This window comes from Xanthomonas campestris pv. phormiicola (genome assembly GCA_025666215.1).
Lineage (GTDB): Bacteria > Pseudomonadota > Gammaproteobacteria > Xanthomonadales > Xanthomonadaceae > Xanthomonas_A > Xanthomonas_A campestris_A.
The window spans coordinates 4,328,958-4,347,797 of record CP102593.1; the positions used below are offsets into that span (position 1 = coordinate 4,328,958).

The window sequence follows — 18,840 nt, forward strand, 5'->3', positions numbered from 1 at the left end:
GGCGGCAGCCCAATGCACCATGTCACGCCAAGCGCAGCTGGCACCGGATCCAACCAGCGCCCATGCCGCGCCAGACAGCGCTGCGCCGGCTGCGGCGGACCACGACGCATCCCCTCTCCACGCCCTTGCCAGCTGCGCTCGCGTCGCTACGCCGCAAAGCCCTTGCCGCGTCGATTCATCGGCGTTCGGTATAGTCCCGCGCATGAAATTGCGCACGTCCCTCCTGCTGCTCGTCGCCGCGCTGTGCGGCAACGCTCCTGCCCTCGCCCAGACCCTGGACGCCCAGCGTCCTGCGCTGCGCGCGGCGATCGACGCCGCCGAGCGCGGCCAGTTCGATCCCGCGCAGGCGGCCGCGTTCAAGCAGCACCCGCTGTACGGCTGGCTCGAGTACGCCAACCTGCGCCGCACCATCGACCGCGTCTCCGACGCGCAGGCGCAGGATTTCCTCAAGCGCTACGCCGGGCAGCCGGTGGCCGAGAGCTTCCGCACGCTGTGGCTGCCGGCGCTGGCGCGGCGCCAGGACTGGCCGGCGCTGCTGGCCAACTGGAAGCCCACCGACAACACCGGCCTGCGCTGCGCCCAGCTCAACGCGCGCCAGGCCACCGGCCGTGCCGACGCGCAATGGATCGACGAGGCGCAGGCGCTGTGGCGCAGCAGCGGCAAGTCGCTGCCCGATGCCTGCGATGCGGTGTTCGCGGTACTGCAGGCGCGCGGCGGCATGACCGATACGCTGCGCTGGGCGCGGGTGGAAGCGGCGGCCGATGCGCAGCAGCCGGCGGTGATGCGCAGCGCGGCGCGCGGCCTGCCCGCCGCCGAGCTGGCCCTGGCCAACGACTACGCGGCGTTCCTGGACGCGGTGCACACACGCGCGCTGACCTGGCCGAAGACCGAACGCAGCCGCAAGGTGGCGGTGGACGGCCTGGAAAAACTGGCCAAGGCCGATCCGGACGCGGCCGAGCGGCAGCTGCCGCAATTCGCCCAGGCGCTGCAGCTGAGCGAGGCGCAGCGCGGCGAGGTGCTGTACCAGATCGCGTTGTGGACGGTGGCCTCGTACGGACCGGATTCGGCGCGCCGGCTCAACGCGGTGCCCGACAGCGCCTACGACGAACGCCTGCACGAATGGCGCACGCGCGAGGCGATGGCGCGCGGCGACTGGTCGGCGGCGCTGGCCGCGATCCGCAAGATGGCGCCGGCGCAGCGCAACGATTCGCGCTGGCAGTATTTCGAAGCGCGGCTGGCGGAAAAGACCGGCAATGCCGGCGAGGCGCAGCGGCTGTACCGCGAGGCCGCCAAGTCCGCCACCTTCCACGGTTTCATGGCCGCCGACCGGCTCAAGCAGCCGTACGCACTGTGCCCGTGGGAACCCAACGACAGCGCGCAGGCGCAGGCCGCCGTGGCCCGCGATCCGGCACTGGTGCGCGCGCTGGAGCTGTTCAAGATCGACCGCGCGTCCTGGGCGGTGGCCGAATGGAACGACGCGCTGACCCGCTTCGACGACACCCAGCGGCGCATCGCGGTGGAAGTGGCGCGCGACAACGGCTGGTTCGACCGCGCGGTGTTCGCGCTGGGCAAGCTGCCCGACGAGCAGCGCCTGTATGCGCTGCGCTTCCCGCTGCACCACGACGCCACCATTCGCCGCGAAGCGGGCAAGAACGCGATCGACCCGGCCTGGGTCGCCGCCGAGATCCGCGCCGAGAGCATCTTCAACCCGAACGCGCGTTCGCCGGCCAATGCGATGGGCCTGATGCAGGTGTTGCCGGCCACCGGCGCCAGCGTGGCCAGGACCCTCGGCCTGGCCGGCTACGGCGGCGCCGCCAGCCTGTACGATCCGGACACCAACATCGCCATCGGCACCGCCTACCTGCGCCAACTGTTGAACACCTACGGCCTGCCGTACCTGACCATCGCCGCCTACAACGCCGGCCCCGGCCCGGCGGCGCGCTGGCAGACCCAGCGCCCCGGCCACGACGCCGACTTCTGGATCGAGACGATCAGCTACAAGGAAACCCGCGAATACGTCGCGCGCATCCTCGCCTTCAGCGTGATCTACGACTGGCGCCTCAACGGCGACGCGCTGCCGGTCAGCGAGCGCATGCTCGGCAAGCTGGATGCGCCGCGCAAGAAGTTCGTGTGTGTGGCCGCGGCTGGGGCCGCGGCCGGGAATCGGGAATAGGGAATGGGGAATCGCAACGGCGCACCGCGCGAGATCTCGCCGAAACTGACGTCCGCACACCACGGCGGCATCGGACCGAGCGAACCTGCTTTTCCCATTCCCGATTCCCGACTCCCCATTCCCGGCCCCCAATGAACATCTACCTAGTCGGCGGCGCCGTCCGCGACAGCCTGCTCGGGCAGCCGCCCGGCGACCGCGACTGGGTCGTGGTCGGCGCCACCCCGCAGCGGATGCTGGACCTGGGCTACAAACAGGTCGGCCGCGATTTCCCGGTGTTCCTGCATCCGCACAGCAGCGAGGAATACGCACTCGCGCGCACCGAGCGCAAATCCGGGCGCGGCTACCACGGCTTCGTGGTCGACGCCGACCCGTCGGTGACGCTGGAAGAAGACCTGCAGCGCCGCGACTTCACCATCAACGCGATCGCCCGCGACGAGGACAGCGGCGCGCTGGTGGATCCCTACGGCGGCGTGCGCGACATCGAACGGCGCGTGCTGTGCCACATCGGCCCGGCCTTCGGCGAGGATCCGTTGCGCGTGCTGCGCGCGGCGCGTTTCATGGCGCGACTGGCCCCGCTCGGTTTCAGCGTCGCGCCAGAGACCCTGGCGCTGATGCGCGAGATGGCGGCCAGCGGCGAACTGGACACGCTGGTGCCCGAGCGCGTGTGGCAGGAGCTGCGCCGCAGCCTGGCCTCGGCGCAACCGTCGGCGTTCCTGCGCACCCTGCACGACGCCGATGCGCTGCGCAGCGTGCTGCCGGAACTGGACGCGCTGTACGGCGTGCCGCAGCGCGCCGACTACCATCCCGAGATCGATACCGGCCGCCACCAGGAACTGGTCAGCGACATGGCCGCGCGGCTGGCGCCGGGCGATGCGCTGATCGGCTTCGCCGCGCTGACCCACGACCTGGGCAAGGCGCTGACGCCGCCCGCGGAATGGCCGAAGCATGTGATGCACGAACAGCGCGGCGTGGCCCCGCTGCGCGCGCTGTGCGAGCGGCTGAAGCTGCCGCAGGAGCACCGCCAGCTGGCCGAGATCGCCTGCCGCGAACACTTGAACGTGCATCGCCTGGCCGAGCTGCGCGACCGCACCGTGCACGAACTGCTGCAACGCTGCGACGGCTTCCGCAAGCCCGAACGCATCGCGCAGCTGGCGCTGGTATGCGAGGCCGACAAGCGCGGCCGCCTCGGCAGCGAGGACGCCGACTACCCGCAGGGCCGCGACCTGCAGCGCCTGCACGCCGCGGCGCTGGCGGTCAACGCGCGCGACCTGGCCGCGCAGGGCCTGAGCGGCCCGCAGATCGGCGAGGCGCTGGCGAAGGCGCGGATCAAGGCGATCGCCGCGGTGCGCGGCACGCCCGCGAACTGACGCGGCCGGGCATCGCGGCGCACGTCTCTAACAACGTCGCTAGCACGTTTTCTTTCGTCCGATTACGGACGACGAACGTGCAGTAGCGGCTCTGGGTTCGACACATGACGCATCCGGGTCGAAATGCACCGCCGCAATGCGCGTGCAGGCCACGATGCGATCGCAGCCTTTCGCTAACGAATGCAGCCCGACGTCGCTGCAGGCGGATGCAAACAGCGTGGATCAGGAACGCCGGATTGCCCGGCTACTCCATCGCCCCGGCGATCCAGGTCCGCCGCACCTGCAGCGCGTCGTCGAGCAGCACCAGGTCGGCCTGGTAGCCGGGCGCGATACGTCCGTAACGGTCGTCAATGCCCAGGCATTGCGCCGGGTACAGCGAGGCCATGCGCGCGGCTTCGTCCAGGCTCACGCCCAGCCACTGCACGCTGTTGCGGACCGCGCTGGCCATGTCCAGCGCCGAACCGGCCAGGGCGCCGGCGGCGTTGCGTACCACGCCGTCCACCTCGGTGATGGTTTCGCCATACAGGTCGAAGCTGGGACTGTCGGCGCCGACCATCGGCATCGCGTCGGTGACCAGGAACAGCGTGCCGCGCGGCTTGGCCGCCAGCGCCACGCGCAGGCTGGCCGGATGCACGTGCACGCCGTCGACGATCAGCCCGCACCAGGCGTGGCGGTCTTCCAGCGCGGCGCCGACCGCGCCGGGATCGCGTCCCTGCAGCGGCGACATCGCGTTGTACAGATGGGTGAAGCCGCACACGCCCGCGTCCAGTCCGGCGCGGATCTCGTCGTAGCTGCCGGCGGTGTGGCCGGCGAACACGCGCGCGCCGGCGCTGGCCAGGGTGCGGATGCTGTCGACCGGCAGCCGTTCCGGCGCCAGCGTGATCAGGGTGACGCCGTTGTCCAGCGAGGTGGCCAGCGCCAGTTCGGCGGCATCGGGCACGCGGAACTTGTCCACGTTGTGGGTGCCCTTGCGCGCCGGCGCCAGGTACGGCCCTTCCAGATGGATGCCGAGCACGCCCGGCACGCCGGCGGCGATGGCCTGGCGGGTCGCGGCGATCGCCGCGCGCATCACCTCCAGGTCGTCGCTGATCAGCGTCGGCAGGTAGCCGGTGGTGCCGTAGCGGCGATGCGCCTGGCCGATGCGGCGCAGCGCCTCGACGTCGGTGCTGTTGTTGAACAGCACGCCGCCGCCGCCGTTGACCTGCACGTCGATGAACCCCGGCAACAGCGTGCCGCCGCCCAGGTCCAGCTGCGCCGGCGCCGCGGCCAGGCGCGCGTCGCCGTCGTCGAGCACGGCGGCGATGCGCCCGCCCTCCAGCAGCACGCCCACGCCATCGAGGAATCCGTCCGCACCGAGCACGCGCGCATTGCGCAGCGCCGTCGTCGTCATTACACCGTCTCCGTCACTTTGTTCAGATGCGGCGGCAGGTCCGGGTTGTAGCCGCGGCGCAGCGCCAGCGCGTTGATCGCGCGGTAGAAACTCTGGATGGTCAGCAGCGGCGCGCACACCGGATGCGGCGCGGCGACCAGCGGCAGATCGCCGTCGGCGCTGGCCAGCCACACCTGCGCGCCGCGGCCGCGGAATTCCTCGGCCAGGCTGCGGGTGCCGGCACCGGTTTCGTCCGGCTGGGCGAAGGCCAGCACCGGGAAGCCGGGGCCGACCAGCGCCATCGGCCCGTGCTTCACTTCCGCCGAGCTGTAGGCTTCGGCATGCAGGCCGCAGGTTTCCTTGAACTTCAGCGCCGCTTCCTGCGCCGCGGCCAGGCCCAGGCCGCGGCCGAGCACGAACAGGTTGTGCGCCTCGACCAGGCCGTCGGTGAGCGGACGCCAGTCGGCCTGCCAGGCGGCGCGCAGCGCCTGCGGCAACGCATCCAGCGCGGCGAGCAACGCCGCATCGTTCTTCCAGTGCGCGCCGAGCTGCAGGATCGCCGCCAGCGAGGCCAGGTAGCTCTTGGTCGCGGCCACGCTCTTCTCCGGGCCGGCGCCGAGCGCGATCACCGTGTCGGCCAGCTGCGCCAGCGGCGAATCCTCGACGTTGACCAGCGCCACCACACGCGCGCCGGCAGCCTTGGCGGCTTCGGCGTTGCGCAGCAGGTCCGGGCTCTTGCCGGACTGCGAGATCACCACGTACAGCGCGCCGCGCAACTGCAGCGGCGATGCGTATACCGACCCCACCGACGGCGAGGCCGAGGCGGTGACCACGCCGAGCTGGGTCTCGAACAGGTACTTGGCGTAGGTCGCGGCATGGTCGGAACTGCCGCGCGCGCAGGTGACCACGAACGGCGGCGGATCGGCGCGCAGCGCGGCGGCCAGCGCGCTCACCACGGCATGGTTGCACGCGAACTGCGCGGCGACGACATCGGCGGTTTCCGCGGCTTCGCGGAACATCAGGGTTTCGGTTTCGGTGGGCAATGCCATGGGCAGGGTCATGTGGGATCGGGGGAAGGAGAGCGGCGGGAGTGCGGCTGCATCGGCGCGGTGGAGCCGCGCACCACCAGCTGCGGCACGAAGCCCTGGTTGTGCATCGGCGCCGGATGCTCTTCGTAGGCGTCGCTGCGCAGCTGGCTGATCAGCAGGCGCGCGGCGTGGCGCGCGATGTCCTCGGTGGCCTGCTTGGCGGTGGTCAGCGCCGGCCACGACTGGCGCGAGAACGGGCTGTCCTCGAAGCCGGCGATGGACAGGTCGTAGGGCACGTTCATGCCGGCCGACTTGGCCGCGGCGAGCACGCCGGCGGCGATCTCGTCGTTGGAGCCGAAGATCGCGGTCGGCGGCTCGCGCAGCGCCAGCAGCCGCCGCGCGCCGCGGAAGCCGTCGTCGAAGGTGTAGTCGCCGGGCACCACCAGGTGCTTGTCCAGGGTGATGCCGTAGTCCTTCAGCGCCGCCTCGTAGCCGGCATAGCGCTCGCCGCTGGAGCGGTGCGAGGTGCCGCCCCACAGGAAGCCGATACGCTGGTGGCCGAGCTGGATCAGGTGCTCGGTGACCTCGTAGGCGGCATCGCGGTCGTCGACGTAGACGCAGGGGCCGTCCTTCGGATCTTCGGTGGCGGCGATGATGCGCACGGTCTTGATCCCGCGCGCGGTCAGCGCCGCGACCAGTTCGGCGCGCTCGGACATCGGTGCGGTCAGCACCAGCCCGGCCAGGCGCGAGCGCTGGGTCCATTCGGCCAGTTCCTCGGCCAGCATCGGCGAGGTCGAGTCGCAGGGATGGATCTGCAGGCCGAAGCCAGTTTCGCGGCATGCCGCCAGCACACCGTTCTGCACGCCGATGATGTGGTACGGGTTGGGGTTGTCGTACACCAGCCCGATCACGAACGGGGTGCCGCTGCGCAGGTTGCGCGCCGACGGATCCGGTTCGTAGTCCAGCTCGGCGATGGCGTGCAGCACGCGCGCGCGCGTGGCCTGCATCACCGACGGTTCGTTGTTGATGACCCGCGACACGGTCTTCAGCGATACCCGCGCCCGTTCGGCGACATCTTTGATGGTGGGTCTACGCATACTGCGGTCCTGCACGTCGGGAAGGACGCCCATGATGCGCGATCACGCGCGGGCGGAGGCTTGGCCGGCGCGGTGGCCGACCAGGGAATAGAACAGGATGTACAGGTAGCACGGCACCATCAGCAGCAGGAACACCAGCTGGAAATCGAAATGCTGCTTCAGCACCGCGAACAGCTGCGGGATGCAGGCGCCGCCGACGATGCCCATCACCAGCAGTGCCGAACCGATCTCGGTGTGCCGGCCCAGGCCCTTGATCGCCAGCGGGAAGATCGCCGGCCACATCATCGCGTTGGCGAAGCCGAGCGCGGCGACGAAGCCCACCGACACATAGCCATGGGTGCAATACGCGCCCACGCAGCACAGCACGCCCAGGCTGGCGGACAGGCTCAGGTAGCGCGCCTGCGAGATCACTTTGGGAATCAGCAGCAGGCCGGCGACATAACCGGCCAGCATCGCGCCCAGGGTGAACGAGGTGAACAGCTTGGTCTGGTCCAGCGGCAGGTGGAAGCCGTTGCCGTAGGTGCCGATCGCATCGCCCGCCATCACTTCCACGCCCACGTACACGAACAGGCACAGCACGCCCAGCCACAGGTGCGGGAACTGGAAGATGCTGGTCTTCTGCGCGGGACTGCCGGCACCGACCGGGGCGGCGTTGACTTCCGAGGCCTTCAACTCCGGCAGCGGCGAGAACAGCACGCCGATCGCCACCAGCACCAGCACGCCGGCCATCACCAGATACGGCAGGTGGATCTTGGCGGCGAACGCGGTGAGCAGCGCTTCCTTGGCCACCGGGTCGGCGGCCTGCACCTGCGTGGCCAGGTCGCCGACGCCATGCAGCACCAGCGTGCCGATCAGGAACGGTGCCAGGATGCCGGCGATCTTGTTGCAGATGCCCATCACCGCGATGCGCCGCGCCGCGCTCTCGATCGGGCCGAGGATGCTGATGTACGGGTTGATCGCGGTCTGCAGCAGCGCCAGGCTGCTCCCGATCACGAACAGGCCGGCCAGCGCGCCGGGATAGAAGCGCTGCGTGGCGAACTGGCCGAACAGCGCGGCCCCCGCGGCCATCACCAGCAGGCTCAACGCCAGGCCCTTCTTCATGCCGGTGCGCTTGAGGATCCACGACGACGGCAGCGCCAGGAAGAAGTACGACAGGTAGAACACCGCCAGCACCAGGAACGCGTTGACCTCGTCGAGGTCGAACGCCAGCCGCACGAAGGTGATCAGCGGGCCGTTGATCCAGGTGAAGAAGCCGATGATGAAGAACAGCAGGCCGACGATGGCGATCGAGGCGAAGGGACTGGCAGGCCGTGCGGTGGTCATGGGCGGGCGGGCTCCGGGGGGCGCGTGGGTCGGGCGATCAGCGTCGCAGCTCGGCGACGAAGTCGTAGTAGTCGTTGTGGCAATAGGTATCGGTCAGCTCGATCGCGCTGCCGTCGCGGGTGTAGCCGACCCGCACCACGTGCAGGATCGCCTCGCCTTCCTTCATGCCCAGGTGCCCGGCCAGCCGCGCCGGCAGGTTGATCGCACGGAAGTACTGCAGCGCGCGCACCACCGGCGTGCCCTGCGCGTCCAGGTAGGCGTACAGCGAATCGCCGATCGCGAGCGGATCGGGCACGGTGCGCTGCGGCAGCACCGCCTTCTCATAGGCCATGACCCGGCCGTCGGCGCTGCGCAGGCGGGTCAGCGACGCCACCACGGTGTCCGGCGACAGGCCCAGGCGCAGGATTTCCTCGCCGTGCGCCGGGCGCACGCGCCGTTCCAGCCAGCGCGTGCCCGGCTCCAGGCCCTTCATGCGCAGGGTCTCGCTGAAACTGGCCAGGCCGCTGAGCTGGTGCTGGATATGCGAGGTGATGAAGGTGCCGGCGCCCTGCCGGCGCGAGACCAGGCCCTGTTCGACCAGCGCGTCCACCGCCTGGCGCAGGGTCACCCGCGACACCTGCAACTGCTCGCACAGCTGGCGTTCGGCCGGCAAGGCCTCGCCCGGCTTCCACTGGCCGCCCTTGATCGCCTCGACCAGCTTGCTCGCCAGCTGCAGATACAGCGGCGTCGGCGCGCTCGGGTCCACGGCCAGGCCTGCCAGTCTGGGGTCGGCCTCCGGCTTGGGCTTGGTCATCGTGCTCCCTCCAGACCGTATGGATTCATTATGTCCAATATAGTACCAATCCGCAGCCCGTGCACGCGCAGGTCAGAGCCGCAGGTACAGCCGCCGGCGGTCCATCCACCAGCCAACCGCCCAGCACAGCAAGGTGTAGGCCAGGGCGCAGGCCAGGCTGCCCCAGGGTCCCGGCAGCAGCCGCTGGAACACCGCGATGCCCAGCCATTGGTATAGGTCGAACCCGCTGTCGCCGGCCGGGACCAGCCGCAGGGCGACCACGAACAGTTCGGAGAACAGGTAGATCGCCAGCGGATTGCGCCCGAGCACGGTGAAGAAGCCGCTGCCGGCCCGCCACTGGCGTACTCCGATCGCCCACAGCAGCGCGCCCAGCAGCAGCAGGTCCAGGCCCACCGTCAGCAGCACGAACGAACCGGTCCACAGCTTCTTGGCCAGCGGGAACCACGGCTGCCAGGCCAGCGCCAGCAAGGTCAGCGCGATGCCGGCCAGCAGCAGCCAGCGCACCGTGCGCGCCTGCTTGCCGACGCGGCGCACGTACAGGCCGGTCAGGTAGCCGGCGATGACATTGACCGTGGCCGGCAGCGTGCCGAGCAGGCCTTCCGGATCGAAGCCGCCGTCCTTGCGGTACAGCTGCGCCGGATCCAGCAGCCACAGGTCCAGGCGCGTGCCGGCGTTGCCGAGCTTGCTCAGTTCCGCGCCCGGCTGGCCCCACAGGAACAGCGCCGCCCAGTAGCCGAGCAGCAGCGCGACGCAGACGGCCAGCAGGCCGCGCGGCGGCAGCCAGCGGCACAACAGCGCGGCCAGCGCGTAGCACAGCGCGATGCGCTGCAGCACGCCCGGCACCCGGGTCTGGTCGATCGCGGTGAAGCTCCAGGCGCCGTCGGCGCCCTGGTGCACGAACGGAAACCAGTACATCAGGAAGCCGAGCAGGAAGATCAGCGCGCTGCGCTTGCCGACCCGGCGCAGGAACGCGCCGAGCGGCTGGCTGCGGTCCAGCGCGAAGCTCATCGCGTTGCCGACCGCGAACAGGAACGAGGGGAACACCAGGTCGGCGGCGGTGAAACCGAACCACGGCGTATGCCGTAGTTGCACGAACGCATCGGCGCCGGCGCCCGGCGTGTTGACCAGGATCATCAGGAAGATGGTCAGGCCGCGGAACACGTCCAGCGACAGGAAGCGTTCGCGCGACGGCAGCGCGGCGGGGATGGTCGCGGAGGCGGCGCTCATCGGGCATCCACCTGCTGCAGCAGCGTGCGCACCGCGGCGACCGGATCGGCCGGCGCTTGCCGTGCGTAGGGTGTCTCGCGCTTCACCCAGTCGCGCTCCCAGGCGCGCAGCCGCTGCTGCAGCGCCGCCTCGTCCACGCTGCCGCCGGCGACCGCCGCGGCGCGCAGCGCCTGCATCGCCAGCGCCCAGCGCGGCAGGTAGTAGTCGGCGTACATGCCCTGCCAGGCCTTGGACGCGTAGTCGCCGAGATTGCCCTCGCCGCCCCACACGCTGACCTGCGCCTTGGCGTCGCGCCGGTAGGAGGCCGCGTCCTGCGGCGTCTTCGCGTAGCCGGCGGCATCGTCGAGCCAGCTCGACAGGGTTTCCTGCTGGCCGCCGACCAGGCGGTCGAGCTGCTGCACCGCCGTCTGCACGCGGGCGAAGGCGGCATCGCCGGCGGCGACGTCGCCGCGCCTGTACGCGGCCAGCGCCTGCTGCAGCTGCGCATCCACGCGGCCGGTGGCGTAGTGGCGGGCGAAGTCGACCAGGTCGTAGCGGTACAGCGGCGCGTCGGCGTATTCCGGCGCCAGCGCCAGCAGCTGGTCCAGCGCGCGGCGCAGGCGCGGCGGATCGCCGGGCGCGCCTTCGAACTCGCCGATGTCCAGCGTCGGCCGCTTGAACAGCAGGTAGGCGCCGGCGCGGCTGCGCCACCAGCGCGGCGTCCAGTAGCGGGTCGACAGCACCGAGGCCTGCAGGTCGTCCCAGGCCGCGCGCAGCGCCGGCGAGGTATGCCCGTAGCGGGCGCGGGTGTAGTCGCCGAGCCAGTCCTGCAGCGAACGCTCCTGTCCGCCCCAGGCCAGCGCATACATGTACTCGTAGACCACCGAGTTGTTGTGCAGGCCTTCGGGGAACGCGCCGAAGCCGACCAGCTGCTGCTTGTCCTTGTCGGCGAGCAGCGCGCGCAGGTCGTCGCGGTAGAACGCCAGGTCGCCGTACACCGGATTGCTGCCGCCGTAGTTGTGCACGTAGCCGTAGATCCACTGCTTGCCGTCGAACGCGTCGGACAGCTTCCAGGTGCCCGGGTAGCGGTCGTTGCCGATGTCCAGCACCAGCAGCTTGTCGTTGGGCACCTCGCGCAGGAAGGCCGCGATCGCCTGCGGCGTCCAGAAATGGCGGTCGGCGCCGAACAGCCAGCCCTGCATCACCCACACCGCGTCGGGGTTGGCGCGATGGATCGATGCGTACAGCGCACGGCCGTAGTCGGCCAGGCGCTTGTCGCGCTGCGCCGGCGGCACCTCGGGCGGTGCGGGGGCGGTCTTGTCGGTCTTGGCGGTGTTGGCGGTGTTGGCGGTGCTGTCGCCGTAGCTGGCCAGGCGCGCGTCGCTGCCGTCGGCGGCGATCGGCGGCAGCATCTCGTTGAACGCATCGGCCAGGTAATAGGTGCCCTTGCCGTAGGTGCGGTCGTAGAGCTGGATGAAGCGCTGCGCGATCTTCGCGAACAGCGGATCGGCCGGATCCAGCCAATAGGTCTCGTGAAAGCCTTCCCAGGCACGCATGCGGTAGATGCGCGCCTGCGGATGCGCCTGCGCGAACGCCTTCGGCACGTAGCCGGCGAAGGCCGGCAGCACCGGCTTCATGCCCAGCGCGCGCATGCGCTGCAGGATGCGCAGCTGCAGGGCGTGCTTGTCCTCGATCCACTGCTGCGGCAACGGCGCGTCATAGCCTTCGATATTGCCCATGCGCTGCCACGGCGCGAACGCCGGGCCGGAGAAATACTGCGCCAGGTCCGCGTCGCTCACCCCGAACTCGCGCCACAACGCCTGCCACACGTAGTCCTGGCCTTCCATCGCCAGCGGCATGTCGATCCCGTGCAGCGCCATCCAGTCGATCTCGCGTTCCCAGCGCGCCCAGTCCCACCACGGCGTGGTGTAGCCGTAGGTACAGACGTTGAGGTAGGCGCGGTAGGCGAACGGCGTGACCACGCGTTGCCCGCGGAAATCGGCATAGGCCGCAGGCAGCGCGACCCGGCTGCCCTCCCAGCTCACCGAAGCGGCGCCGATCGATTGCAGGTAGCTGTACGCGCCATGCGCCAACGCCACTTCCGAGGAACCGGACACGCGCAGCGTGCCGGCGTCGGCGGCGACCTGGTACCAGTCGTTGCCGTTGCCGCGCGGCTGCCGTTGCAGGGTCAGCGCGGCCGCGCGCGGGCCGAGCGTGCGCAGCAGCACGCCGCGTGCGGCGTCGCCTTGCGCGTCCTGTACGGGTGCCGCAACCGCGGCCGGCACCAGCAGCATGCAGGCCAGCAGCAATGCGGCTTGCCCGGGGACCGGCAACGCGCGCACGAAGCGCATCCAGGCACCTACGTGTGGAAAGGCATGGCGGAAAACTCGGTTCATTCGGTCAATACTCCACTATCGCGACATCGTCGAAGCCGAAAGGCATTCCGGCCGTCACCTGCATCACCACCGCCAGCACCCGTTCGCCGTCCGCAGGCGGCAAGCGCAGCTGCGCATGCCGCCCCGCTGCGACTCGGGCGACCAGTTGCCGGTCCAGATACACCTGCGCCGCGCCGGTCGCGCGGCCGAGCCGCAGCCGGCCGCCGCGCTGCTGGATCCCGGCCCAGGGCGTGAACGCGGTGCGGTACAGCACATAGCCATCGCGCTCGGCGCGCGTCTCCAGGTTGCCGGGCTGGCAGAAGCTCCAGCTGTTGTTGTCGTTGGGCGCGCGCGGCAACGCCGGATCCGGCGGCGCGGCGAACGGCAGCGTGCGCCGCCAGCCGGGCACCACCATCGCCGCGGCGGCCGGCGGCAGCGACGGCGGCAAGGCCACCGCATCCAGATCGATCGTCGCCTGCGCGGCACGCAGTCCCGGCGCGCGCGCTGCGATGCGCAAGCGGCGCTGGCCGCTGCCGGCCTCGACGATGGCCTGCGCCAGGCCGTTGAACAGCTGCACCTGCGGCACGTTGTCGGCGGCATGCCGATTCGGATCACCGTTGCCGACGCCGAGCAGGCGCCCGCCGTCGACCTGCAGCGCGATCTGCGCATCGGCGAACGGCACGTGGCGGCCCTGCGCATCCACCGCTTCCAGGGTGATCGGCTGCGCGTCGCGACCGTCGCCGCGCATCCGCGCCCGGTCCGGGGTCAGCCGCAGCGCCACCGGCGCGCCGACCGTCTGCACCCGCTGCCGCGCCACTTCGCGGCCATCGCGATAGGCCACCGCTTCCAGCACGCCCGGCGCGTACGCCACCTGCCAGGCATTCATCTCGATCCGGTCCACCGCCTGCCGTCCCTGCGACTGCCCGTTGAGCCACAGCTCCACCTGCTGCGCATTGCAGAACGCCATCACCTTGATCAGCGTGCCCTCGCGGCCCGGCCAGTTCCAGTGCGGCAACAGCTGCAGCACCGGCGCAGCGTCGATCCACTGCGCCTGGCGCAGCCAGTAGGCGCCTTTCGGGAAACCGCACAGATCCATGATGCCGAAGAACGAGGACACCGACGGCCATTCGAACGGGGTCGGCTCGCCGCGGTAATCGAAGCCGGTCCAGACGAAACCGCCAGCCAGGTAGGGGCGCTCGTCGATCAGTTGCCAGGACCTGCGATGGGTGTTGCCCCATGGCGCGGCGACCGAGTCGTCCTCGGCGACGACGTGCGCGCCCATGTCGGTGAACCAGGCGCCGCGGGTCTGGAACGCGCTGGTGTCCTCGCTGGACAGCAGCGGCTTGTGCGGCATCGCCGCGCGCACCCGGTCGTAGTTGAACTGGCGGTAGTTGAAGCCGACCACGTCCACCGCGTCGGCCGCGTTGCGCTGGGTCAGCATGCCGTCGTTCATCGCCGCGGTCACCGGGCGGCTGTCGTCCAGTTCGCGCACCAGCGCCACCGCGCGGCGCACCATCTCGTAGCCAGCGGCGGTGCCCTGCATCGGCTCCTCGTTGAACACCGACCACAGGAACACGCAGGCGCGGTTGCGGTCGCGGCGCACCAGCCAGCGCAGCTGCGCGGCGTAGTCGGGCGCGGGATTGAATACGCGGTTCTCGGCCATCACCAGCATGCCCAGGCGGTCGCAGACGTCGAGCAGTTCGCTGGCCACCGCATGGTGCAGGCGGATCGCATTGCAGCCCAGCGCCTTGAGCCGGCGGATGCGAAACTCCAGCAGGCTGTCGGGCACCGCCACGCCGACCCCGGCATGGTCCTGGTGCAGGCAGGCGCCCTTGATCTTCAGCGGCCGCTCGTTGAGGAAGAAGCCCTGCTGCGCATCGAAGCGCAGCGTGCGAAAGCCGATCGCGCATTCGCGGCGGTCGCGCTCGCGGCCAGCGCTGCGCAGCACCGCCGCGACCCGGTACAGATGCGGCGCGGCCACGTCCCAGCGCTGCGGCCGCTGCACCTGCAGCTCGACCTGCGCCACCGCCTGTGCCAGCGCGCCGACCTGCAACGCGCTGCTGCCCTGCGCCAGCAGCGTGCCGTGCGCGTCGTACAGCGCCACCTCCAGCAGCGCCGCGTCGGCCTGCTCGCCGGCATTGGCGACGGTGACCGCAACCGGCAGCGTCCAACGTTCGCCGTCGCCGATCCGCGGCACCGCATGCACGCCATCGCCGACGATATGCAGCGCATCGCGCACCGCCAGCCAGGTGTGCCGGTAGATGCCGGCACCCTCGTACCACCAGCCGTTCATCGCCTCGGCATCCACCCGCACCGCGATGCTGTTGAGGTCCTGGCCGTAGCGCGCGATCGCGCTCAGGTCGATGGCGAACCCGTCGTAGCCGCTCCAGCTGCGCGCCATCGGCAGGCCGTTGACCCACACCGTGGCGCGGCTGGAAATGCCGTCGAAACGCAGCTCCAGCGCCTTGCCGCGCTGCGCCTCGTCCAGCCGCAGGCTGCGCCGGTACCAGGCGATGCCGCGGCGGCGATAGCCCTGCGCCACGTTGGCGCTGGCCTCGATCGGCTGCTCGATGGCGAAATCGTGCGGCAGCCGCAGCTGCCGCCATGCGCTGTCGTCGAAATCGCCCGCGGCCGCGCCCCAGGCCTTGCCGGCCTTGGCGTTGTCGTAGCTGGCGTCCTGCCCGCTGATCGGCGGGAACGCAATGTCGCCGGCGTGGAAACGCCAGCCTTCGTCCAGGCAGAACAGCCCGGGATCGACCGGCAGCGTCAGCGCCGGCACGGCCTGCGCGCCGGCGCTGCCGGCGATGCCGGCATCGGCCGCGCTGCCCGCCCAGCTCAAACGCGGCGCCGCCAGCAGCAGACCGGCACCCGCGCCACCCGCCAGAAATTCTCGTCGTTGCATGCGGTGCCTAAGCCCTGTTGAGGCGATTGCGATAGGTCACGTTGCCGCGCCCGGCGCCACTGCGGCGCCGGGCCTGCCACGGGTTACCCCGCAAGCGCCTGCACCGGCCTCACAGGATGTCCCACTGCATCGACACGTAGAAGCTGCGGCCGGTGACGCCGGTCATCTGCCAGCGGCTGCTGATGTCCTTGTACGCCTCTTCCTTCTTGTTGGTCAGGTTGAGCCCGCCGAGCTGGAAGCTGAGCGTGTCGGTGGCCTGGTAGCCGAGCACCGCATCGAACTGGGTGCGCGCCTTCATGGTGTGGCCTTCGCGGGCGAAGAAGCTGTCGCTGCTGTCCTGCTCGTACTCGCTGCGGTGGTTCAGCGACAGGCGCGCGGAGAACATCGCGTTCTCCCAGTAGCCGGTGGCGTTCCAGGTCTTCTCCGACAGGTTGCGGATCTTGAAGTCGGTGTCGCGCTGCGGGATCACCCGGGTGAAGTTGGCGGTCAGGCCGAAGCCCTGGATCGGCAGCCACGCATCGAACGATTGCGTCCAGCCCAGCTCGTAGCCCTTGATCTTGACCTTGCTCGGGTCGTTGCGGGTGGCGGTGATCTCGTAGATGTTGCCGCTGCCGTCCACGCAATCGCCGGAACTGTTGGTCGACAGCGCAGCGCCGTTGAACGTGGTCGGGCAGACGATGCTGTTGTAGGTGCCGTTCTTGACGTTCTTCCAGAAGCCGGCCAGGGTCAGGCCGCCGCCCTGGCCGTAGTACCACTCCAGGCTGAGGTCGGACTGGTCGGCGGTCAGCGCCTTCAGGTCGGTCTGGCCCAGCGACACGTCGTAGGTGGTGGTGCCGCCGGTGTTGCTGCCCGAGGAGATGGTGGTGGCGATGGCGGTGTTGCTGTCCAGGATCGGGCGCACCAGCACCTTGCCGGCGGCGAAGCGCAGCAGCAGGTCCTCGCGCATGTCCAGCACCAGGTTCAGGCTCGGCAACCAGTTGTGGTAGTCGTACGGCGCGCGTTCGGTGCCGACCACCTCGTTGGCGTCCTCGCTGTACTGCGAGGCGGTGGTCAGGTAGGTGTCGGTGGTGCGCTTGGTGTTCTCGTAACGCACGCCGACGTTGCCGCGCAGGCGCATGCTGCCCAGTTCGGTGTCGATCTTGGCCAACGCGTAGGCGGAGAAGATGTCGTTGCGGATGTGGTAGCTGGCCTGCGGCGCGAACAGCACCGGCACGCTGATGCCGGAGGCGGCCAGCGCTTCGGCGTAGGCGTACACGTCCGGCGCCACCCAGCTGCTCTGCGAGGCCAGGTTGCCGTCGAGGAAGTTGCTGACGCTGGAACTGGCCGCCGACAGCTCGGGGAACATCGCGTAACCGGACACCGCGCCGGAGTTGATCAGGTACAGGAAATCGCGGCGCCAGACGTTGCGGTCGAAGGTCTCGCGGCGGAACTTGGTGCCGAACTTCACCGAGTCCAGGAAGCCGGCGCCGACGTAGCGTTCGGCATCGAACTGCAGCGACCATTCCTTGTTGCTGAGCTTGGTGATCGCCCCGTTGGGGTATTCGTCGCGCACCAGGTTGGCCTGGTCCCAGGCGCTGGCGTCGTTGGCGTCGGCATCGGTGGTCAGCGAGATCGCGCCGGGATTGGACGAGTCGAACAGCGTCGCCGACGGCATGCGGCCGAGGATCACCGCGCGCTCGTCCTCGTCGGTCTTGCCTTCGGTGTAGTTGGCCACGCCGCTGAAGGTCCACTTGTCGCCCTTCCACTTGGCGTCCCAGGTCAGCAGCTGCGAAGTGAGGTCGTGGCGCTCGAGCTGGCGGTTGTTCTCCAGCCAGTAGTTGGACGCCGACACCTTGGTCGCGGTCAGGCCTTCGGTCTCCAGCACGGTCAGGTAGTTGCGGTCGAAGGAATAGACCAACTGGTTCATGTCGTTGTCGGTCTTGTCCTGCGAATACAGCGCGGTCAGGTTCATCTCCAGCCGGTCGTTCGGCTTCCACTGCAGGCCGGCGGTGAGCATCTTGCGGTCGGTCTCGCGCTCGATCGAGCGGTAGCGCGGGCGGCGCGGGATGTACAGGGTGCCGGCGTCGGTGTCCTGGGTGTACCAGCGGTCGATCCACAGGTAGTCGGCGCGGTCCTTGAGCTTCTGGTAGCCGGCGTTGACGAACACGCCCAGTTCGCCGCCGTCGGCCAGATGGAACTGGTCGATGTAGGTGAGCACGGCCTTCGGCGTCGGCGCGCCGCCGGCGAATTCGGAGTACTGCTCCTTCGCCGACAGGATCAGCTTGCGCTGCTTGTAGTCCAGCGGCTTGGTGGTCTCGATGTTGACCGTGCCCGACAACCCGCCGGCATCCATGTCCGCCGACGGCGACTTGATCACCTCGATCGCCGCGGCCACTTCCGGCTGGATGATGTCGTAGCGGAAACCATCGGTGAAGTCGGCGCTCTTGATGGTCTGGCCGTTGATCGTGGTGGCCGAATACTGCGGGCCCAGGCCGCGGATGCTGATGGTCGAACCGCGGCCGTTGATGGTGGAGATCTGCACGCCGGGAATGCGCTGGATCGCCTCGGCGATGTTCTCGGCCGGGAACTTGCCGATGTCCTCGGAAGAGATGCCGTCGGTCATGCGCGCGTCTTCGCGCTTGTTGTCCAGCGCAGTGATCAGGCTCTTCTGGTAGGAGCTGGTGACGGTCACCGTATCGAGCTGGGAGATGGAATCGGAAGCGGGCGCTTGCTGCGCCTGCGCGCCGGCACTGAGCAGGCCGAACGCGATGGCGGTGGCGAGGACGGACAGGGAACAACAGTGCGGACGTGAGCGGGCGGCATGTGGCATTGGGCTATCCTGGTTGATGGCTGATCGGCACGACGACGTCTGACACCCAGCGGCAGCGATCGGCAGGCAGCACCCTCCATTGCGCCCGACGCGACGCGCAGGGCGGTGCCGTCCGTGCGGGCACGGAGTCGATGGAGCGTTCTGTCTGTTTTCCTGCGCCCCGTGTTGCGGGAGGCGCGTTCCCGTCCCTACCCCGGAGCGGGCGATTGCATGCTGCTGGACTGATCGATCCCGAATTGGCAAAGACCAATTCCAGGCACCTCGATTCTTATGGTCTTAGAAAGATTGTGTCAACGCCGCAACACCCGGAACCGACGAATGGCGCCTGGACATGAGCCCAGAATCTTAAAAAACCTTTTTTTATCAATGTATTGGCAACAAAAAATATTTTTTGCGCG

11 protein-coding genes are annotated in these 18,840 nt (G+C 69.6%); 2 read left to right on the forward strand and 9 right to left on the reverse strand.

What is annotated here, in order from left to right; all coding sequences use genetic code 11:
• Positions 1-202 precede the first annotated feature (202 nt).
• Together NRY95_18255 and NRY95_18260 are read left to right on the forward strand one after the other, a co-directional pair.
• On the forward strand, positions 203-2,173 hold the full coding sequence (locus tag NRY95_18255; protein ID UYC15625.1) for a transglycosylase SLT domain-containing protein: 1,971 nt from the start codon (positions 203-205) through the stop codon (positions 2,171-2,173).
• Positions 2,174-2,304: 131 nt separating this feature from the next.
• Complete coding sequence (locus NRY95_18260; GenBank protein UYC15626.1) at positions 2,305-3,540, forward strand: multifunctional CCA addition/repair protein; 1,236 nt, start codon at positions 2,305-2,307, stop codon at positions 3,538-3,540.
• Positions 3,541-3,784: 244 nt separating this feature from the next.
• On the opposite strand, the gene nagA is transcribed toward NRY95_18260, so the two are convergent.
• The 9 genes from nagA to NRY95_18305 form a co-directional block, all read right to left on the reverse strand.
• Positions 3,785-4,930 (reverse strand): N-acetylglucosamine-6-phosphate deacetylase, encoded by a 1,146-nt coding sequence (gene nagA / locus NRY95_18265; protein UYC15627.1) that lies wholly within the window; start codon positions 4,928-4,930, stop codon positions 3,785-3,787.
• A complete protein-coding gene (locus NRY95_18270; GenBank protein UYC18627.1) occupies positions 4,930-5,958 on the reverse strand; it encodes an SIS domain-containing protein in 1,029 nt (342 codons plus the stop codon). The genes nagA and NRY95_18270 overlap by 1 nt, the downstream gene beginning before the upstream one ends.
• Positions 5,959-5,966: 8 nt before the next feature.
• The gene (locus tag NRY95_18275) at positions 5,967-7,034 is read right to left on the reverse strand and encodes a LacI family DNA-binding transcriptional regulator (GenBank protein ID UYC15628.1); all 1,068 of its coding nucleotides are present in this window, start codon (positions 7,032-7,034) and stop codon (positions 5,967-5,969) included.
• Between the two features lie 42 nt (positions 7,035-7,076).
• Complete coding sequence (locus NRY95_18280; protein ID UYC15629.1) at positions 7,077-8,357, reverse strand: sugar MFS transporter; 1,281 nt, start codon at positions 8,355-8,357, stop codon at positions 7,077-7,079.
• A 37-nt stretch (positions 8,358-8,394) separates the two neighbouring features.
• The gene (locus tag NRY95_18285; GenBank protein ID UYC18628.1) at positions 8,395-9,117 is read right to left on the reverse strand and encodes a GntR family transcriptional regulator; all 723 of its coding nucleotides are present in this window, start codon (positions 9,115-9,117) and stop codon (positions 8,395-8,397) included.
• A 105-nt stretch (positions 9,118-9,222) separates the two neighbouring features.
• Positions 9,223-10,377, reverse strand: a complete 1,155-nt coding sequence (locus NRY95_18290) for a heparan-alpha-glucosaminide N-acetyltransferase domain-containing protein (protein ID UYC15630.1) — start codon at positions 10,375-10,377, stop codon at positions 9,223-9,225.
• On the reverse strand, positions 10,374-12,650 hold the full coding sequence (locus tag NRY95_18295) for an alpha-N-acetylglucosaminidase (protein UYC18629.1): 2,277 nt from the start codon (positions 12,648-12,650) through the stop codon (positions 10,374-10,376). The genes NRY95_18290 and NRY95_18295 overlap by 4 nt, the downstream gene beginning before the upstream one ends.
• A 106-nt stretch (positions 12,651-12,756) precedes the next feature.
• On the reverse strand, positions 12,757-15,633 hold the full coding sequence (locus NRY95_18300; protein ID UYC15631.1) for a DUF4982 domain-containing protein: 2,877 nt from the start codon (positions 15,631-15,633) through the stop codon (positions 12,757-12,759).
• A 109-nt stretch (positions 15,634-15,742) separates the two neighbouring features.
• Positions 15,743-18,442 carry a TonB-dependent receptor gene (locus tag NRY95_18305; GenBank protein ID UYC15632.1) on the reverse strand — a complete coding sequence of 900 codons (2,700 nt, stop codon included), beginning with the start codon at positions 18,440-18,442 and terminating at the stop codon, positions 15,743-15,745.
• Between the last annotated feature and the right edge of the window lie 398 nt (positions 18,443-18,840).

Coding starts and splice junctions, on each gene's coding strand:
- NRY95_18255 (UYC15625.1), top strand. CDS start 203: ATGAAATTGCGCACGTCCCTCCTGCTGCTCGTCGCCGCGCTGTGCGGC.
- NRY95_18260 (UYC15626.1), top strand. CDS start 2,305: ATGAACATCTACCTAGTCGGCGGCGCCGTCCGCGACAGCCTGCTCGGG.
- nagA (UYC15627.1), bottom strand. CDS start 4,930: ATGACGACGACGGCGCTGCGCAATGCGCGCGTGCTCGGTGCGGACGGA.
- NRY95_18270 (UYC18627.1), bottom strand. CDS start 5,958: ATGGCATTGCCCACCGAAACCGAAACCCTGATGTTCCGCGAAGCCGCG.
- NRY95_18275 (UYC15628.1), bottom strand. CDS start 7,034: ATGCGTAGACCCACCATCAAAGATGTCGCCGAACGGGCGCGGGTATCG.
- NRY95_18280 (UYC15629.1), bottom strand. CDS start 8,357: ATGACCACCGCACGGCCTGCCAGTCCCTTCGCCTCGATCGCCATCGTC.
- NRY95_18290 (UYC15630.1), bottom strand. CDS start 10,377: ATGAGCGCCGCCTCCGCGACCATCCCCGCCGCGCTGCCGTCGCGCGAA.
- NRY95_18295 (UYC18629.1), bottom strand. CDS start 12,650: ATGCTGCTGGTGCCGGCCGCGGTTGCGGCACCCGTACAGGACGCGCAA.
- NRY95_18300 (UYC15631.1), bottom strand. CDS start 15,633: ATGCAACGACGAGAATTTCTGGCGGGTGGCGCGGGTGCCGGTCTGCTG.
- NRY95_18305 (UYC15632.1), bottom strand. CDS start 18,442: ATGCCACATGCCGCCCGCTCACGTCCGCACTGTTGTTCCCTGTCCGTC.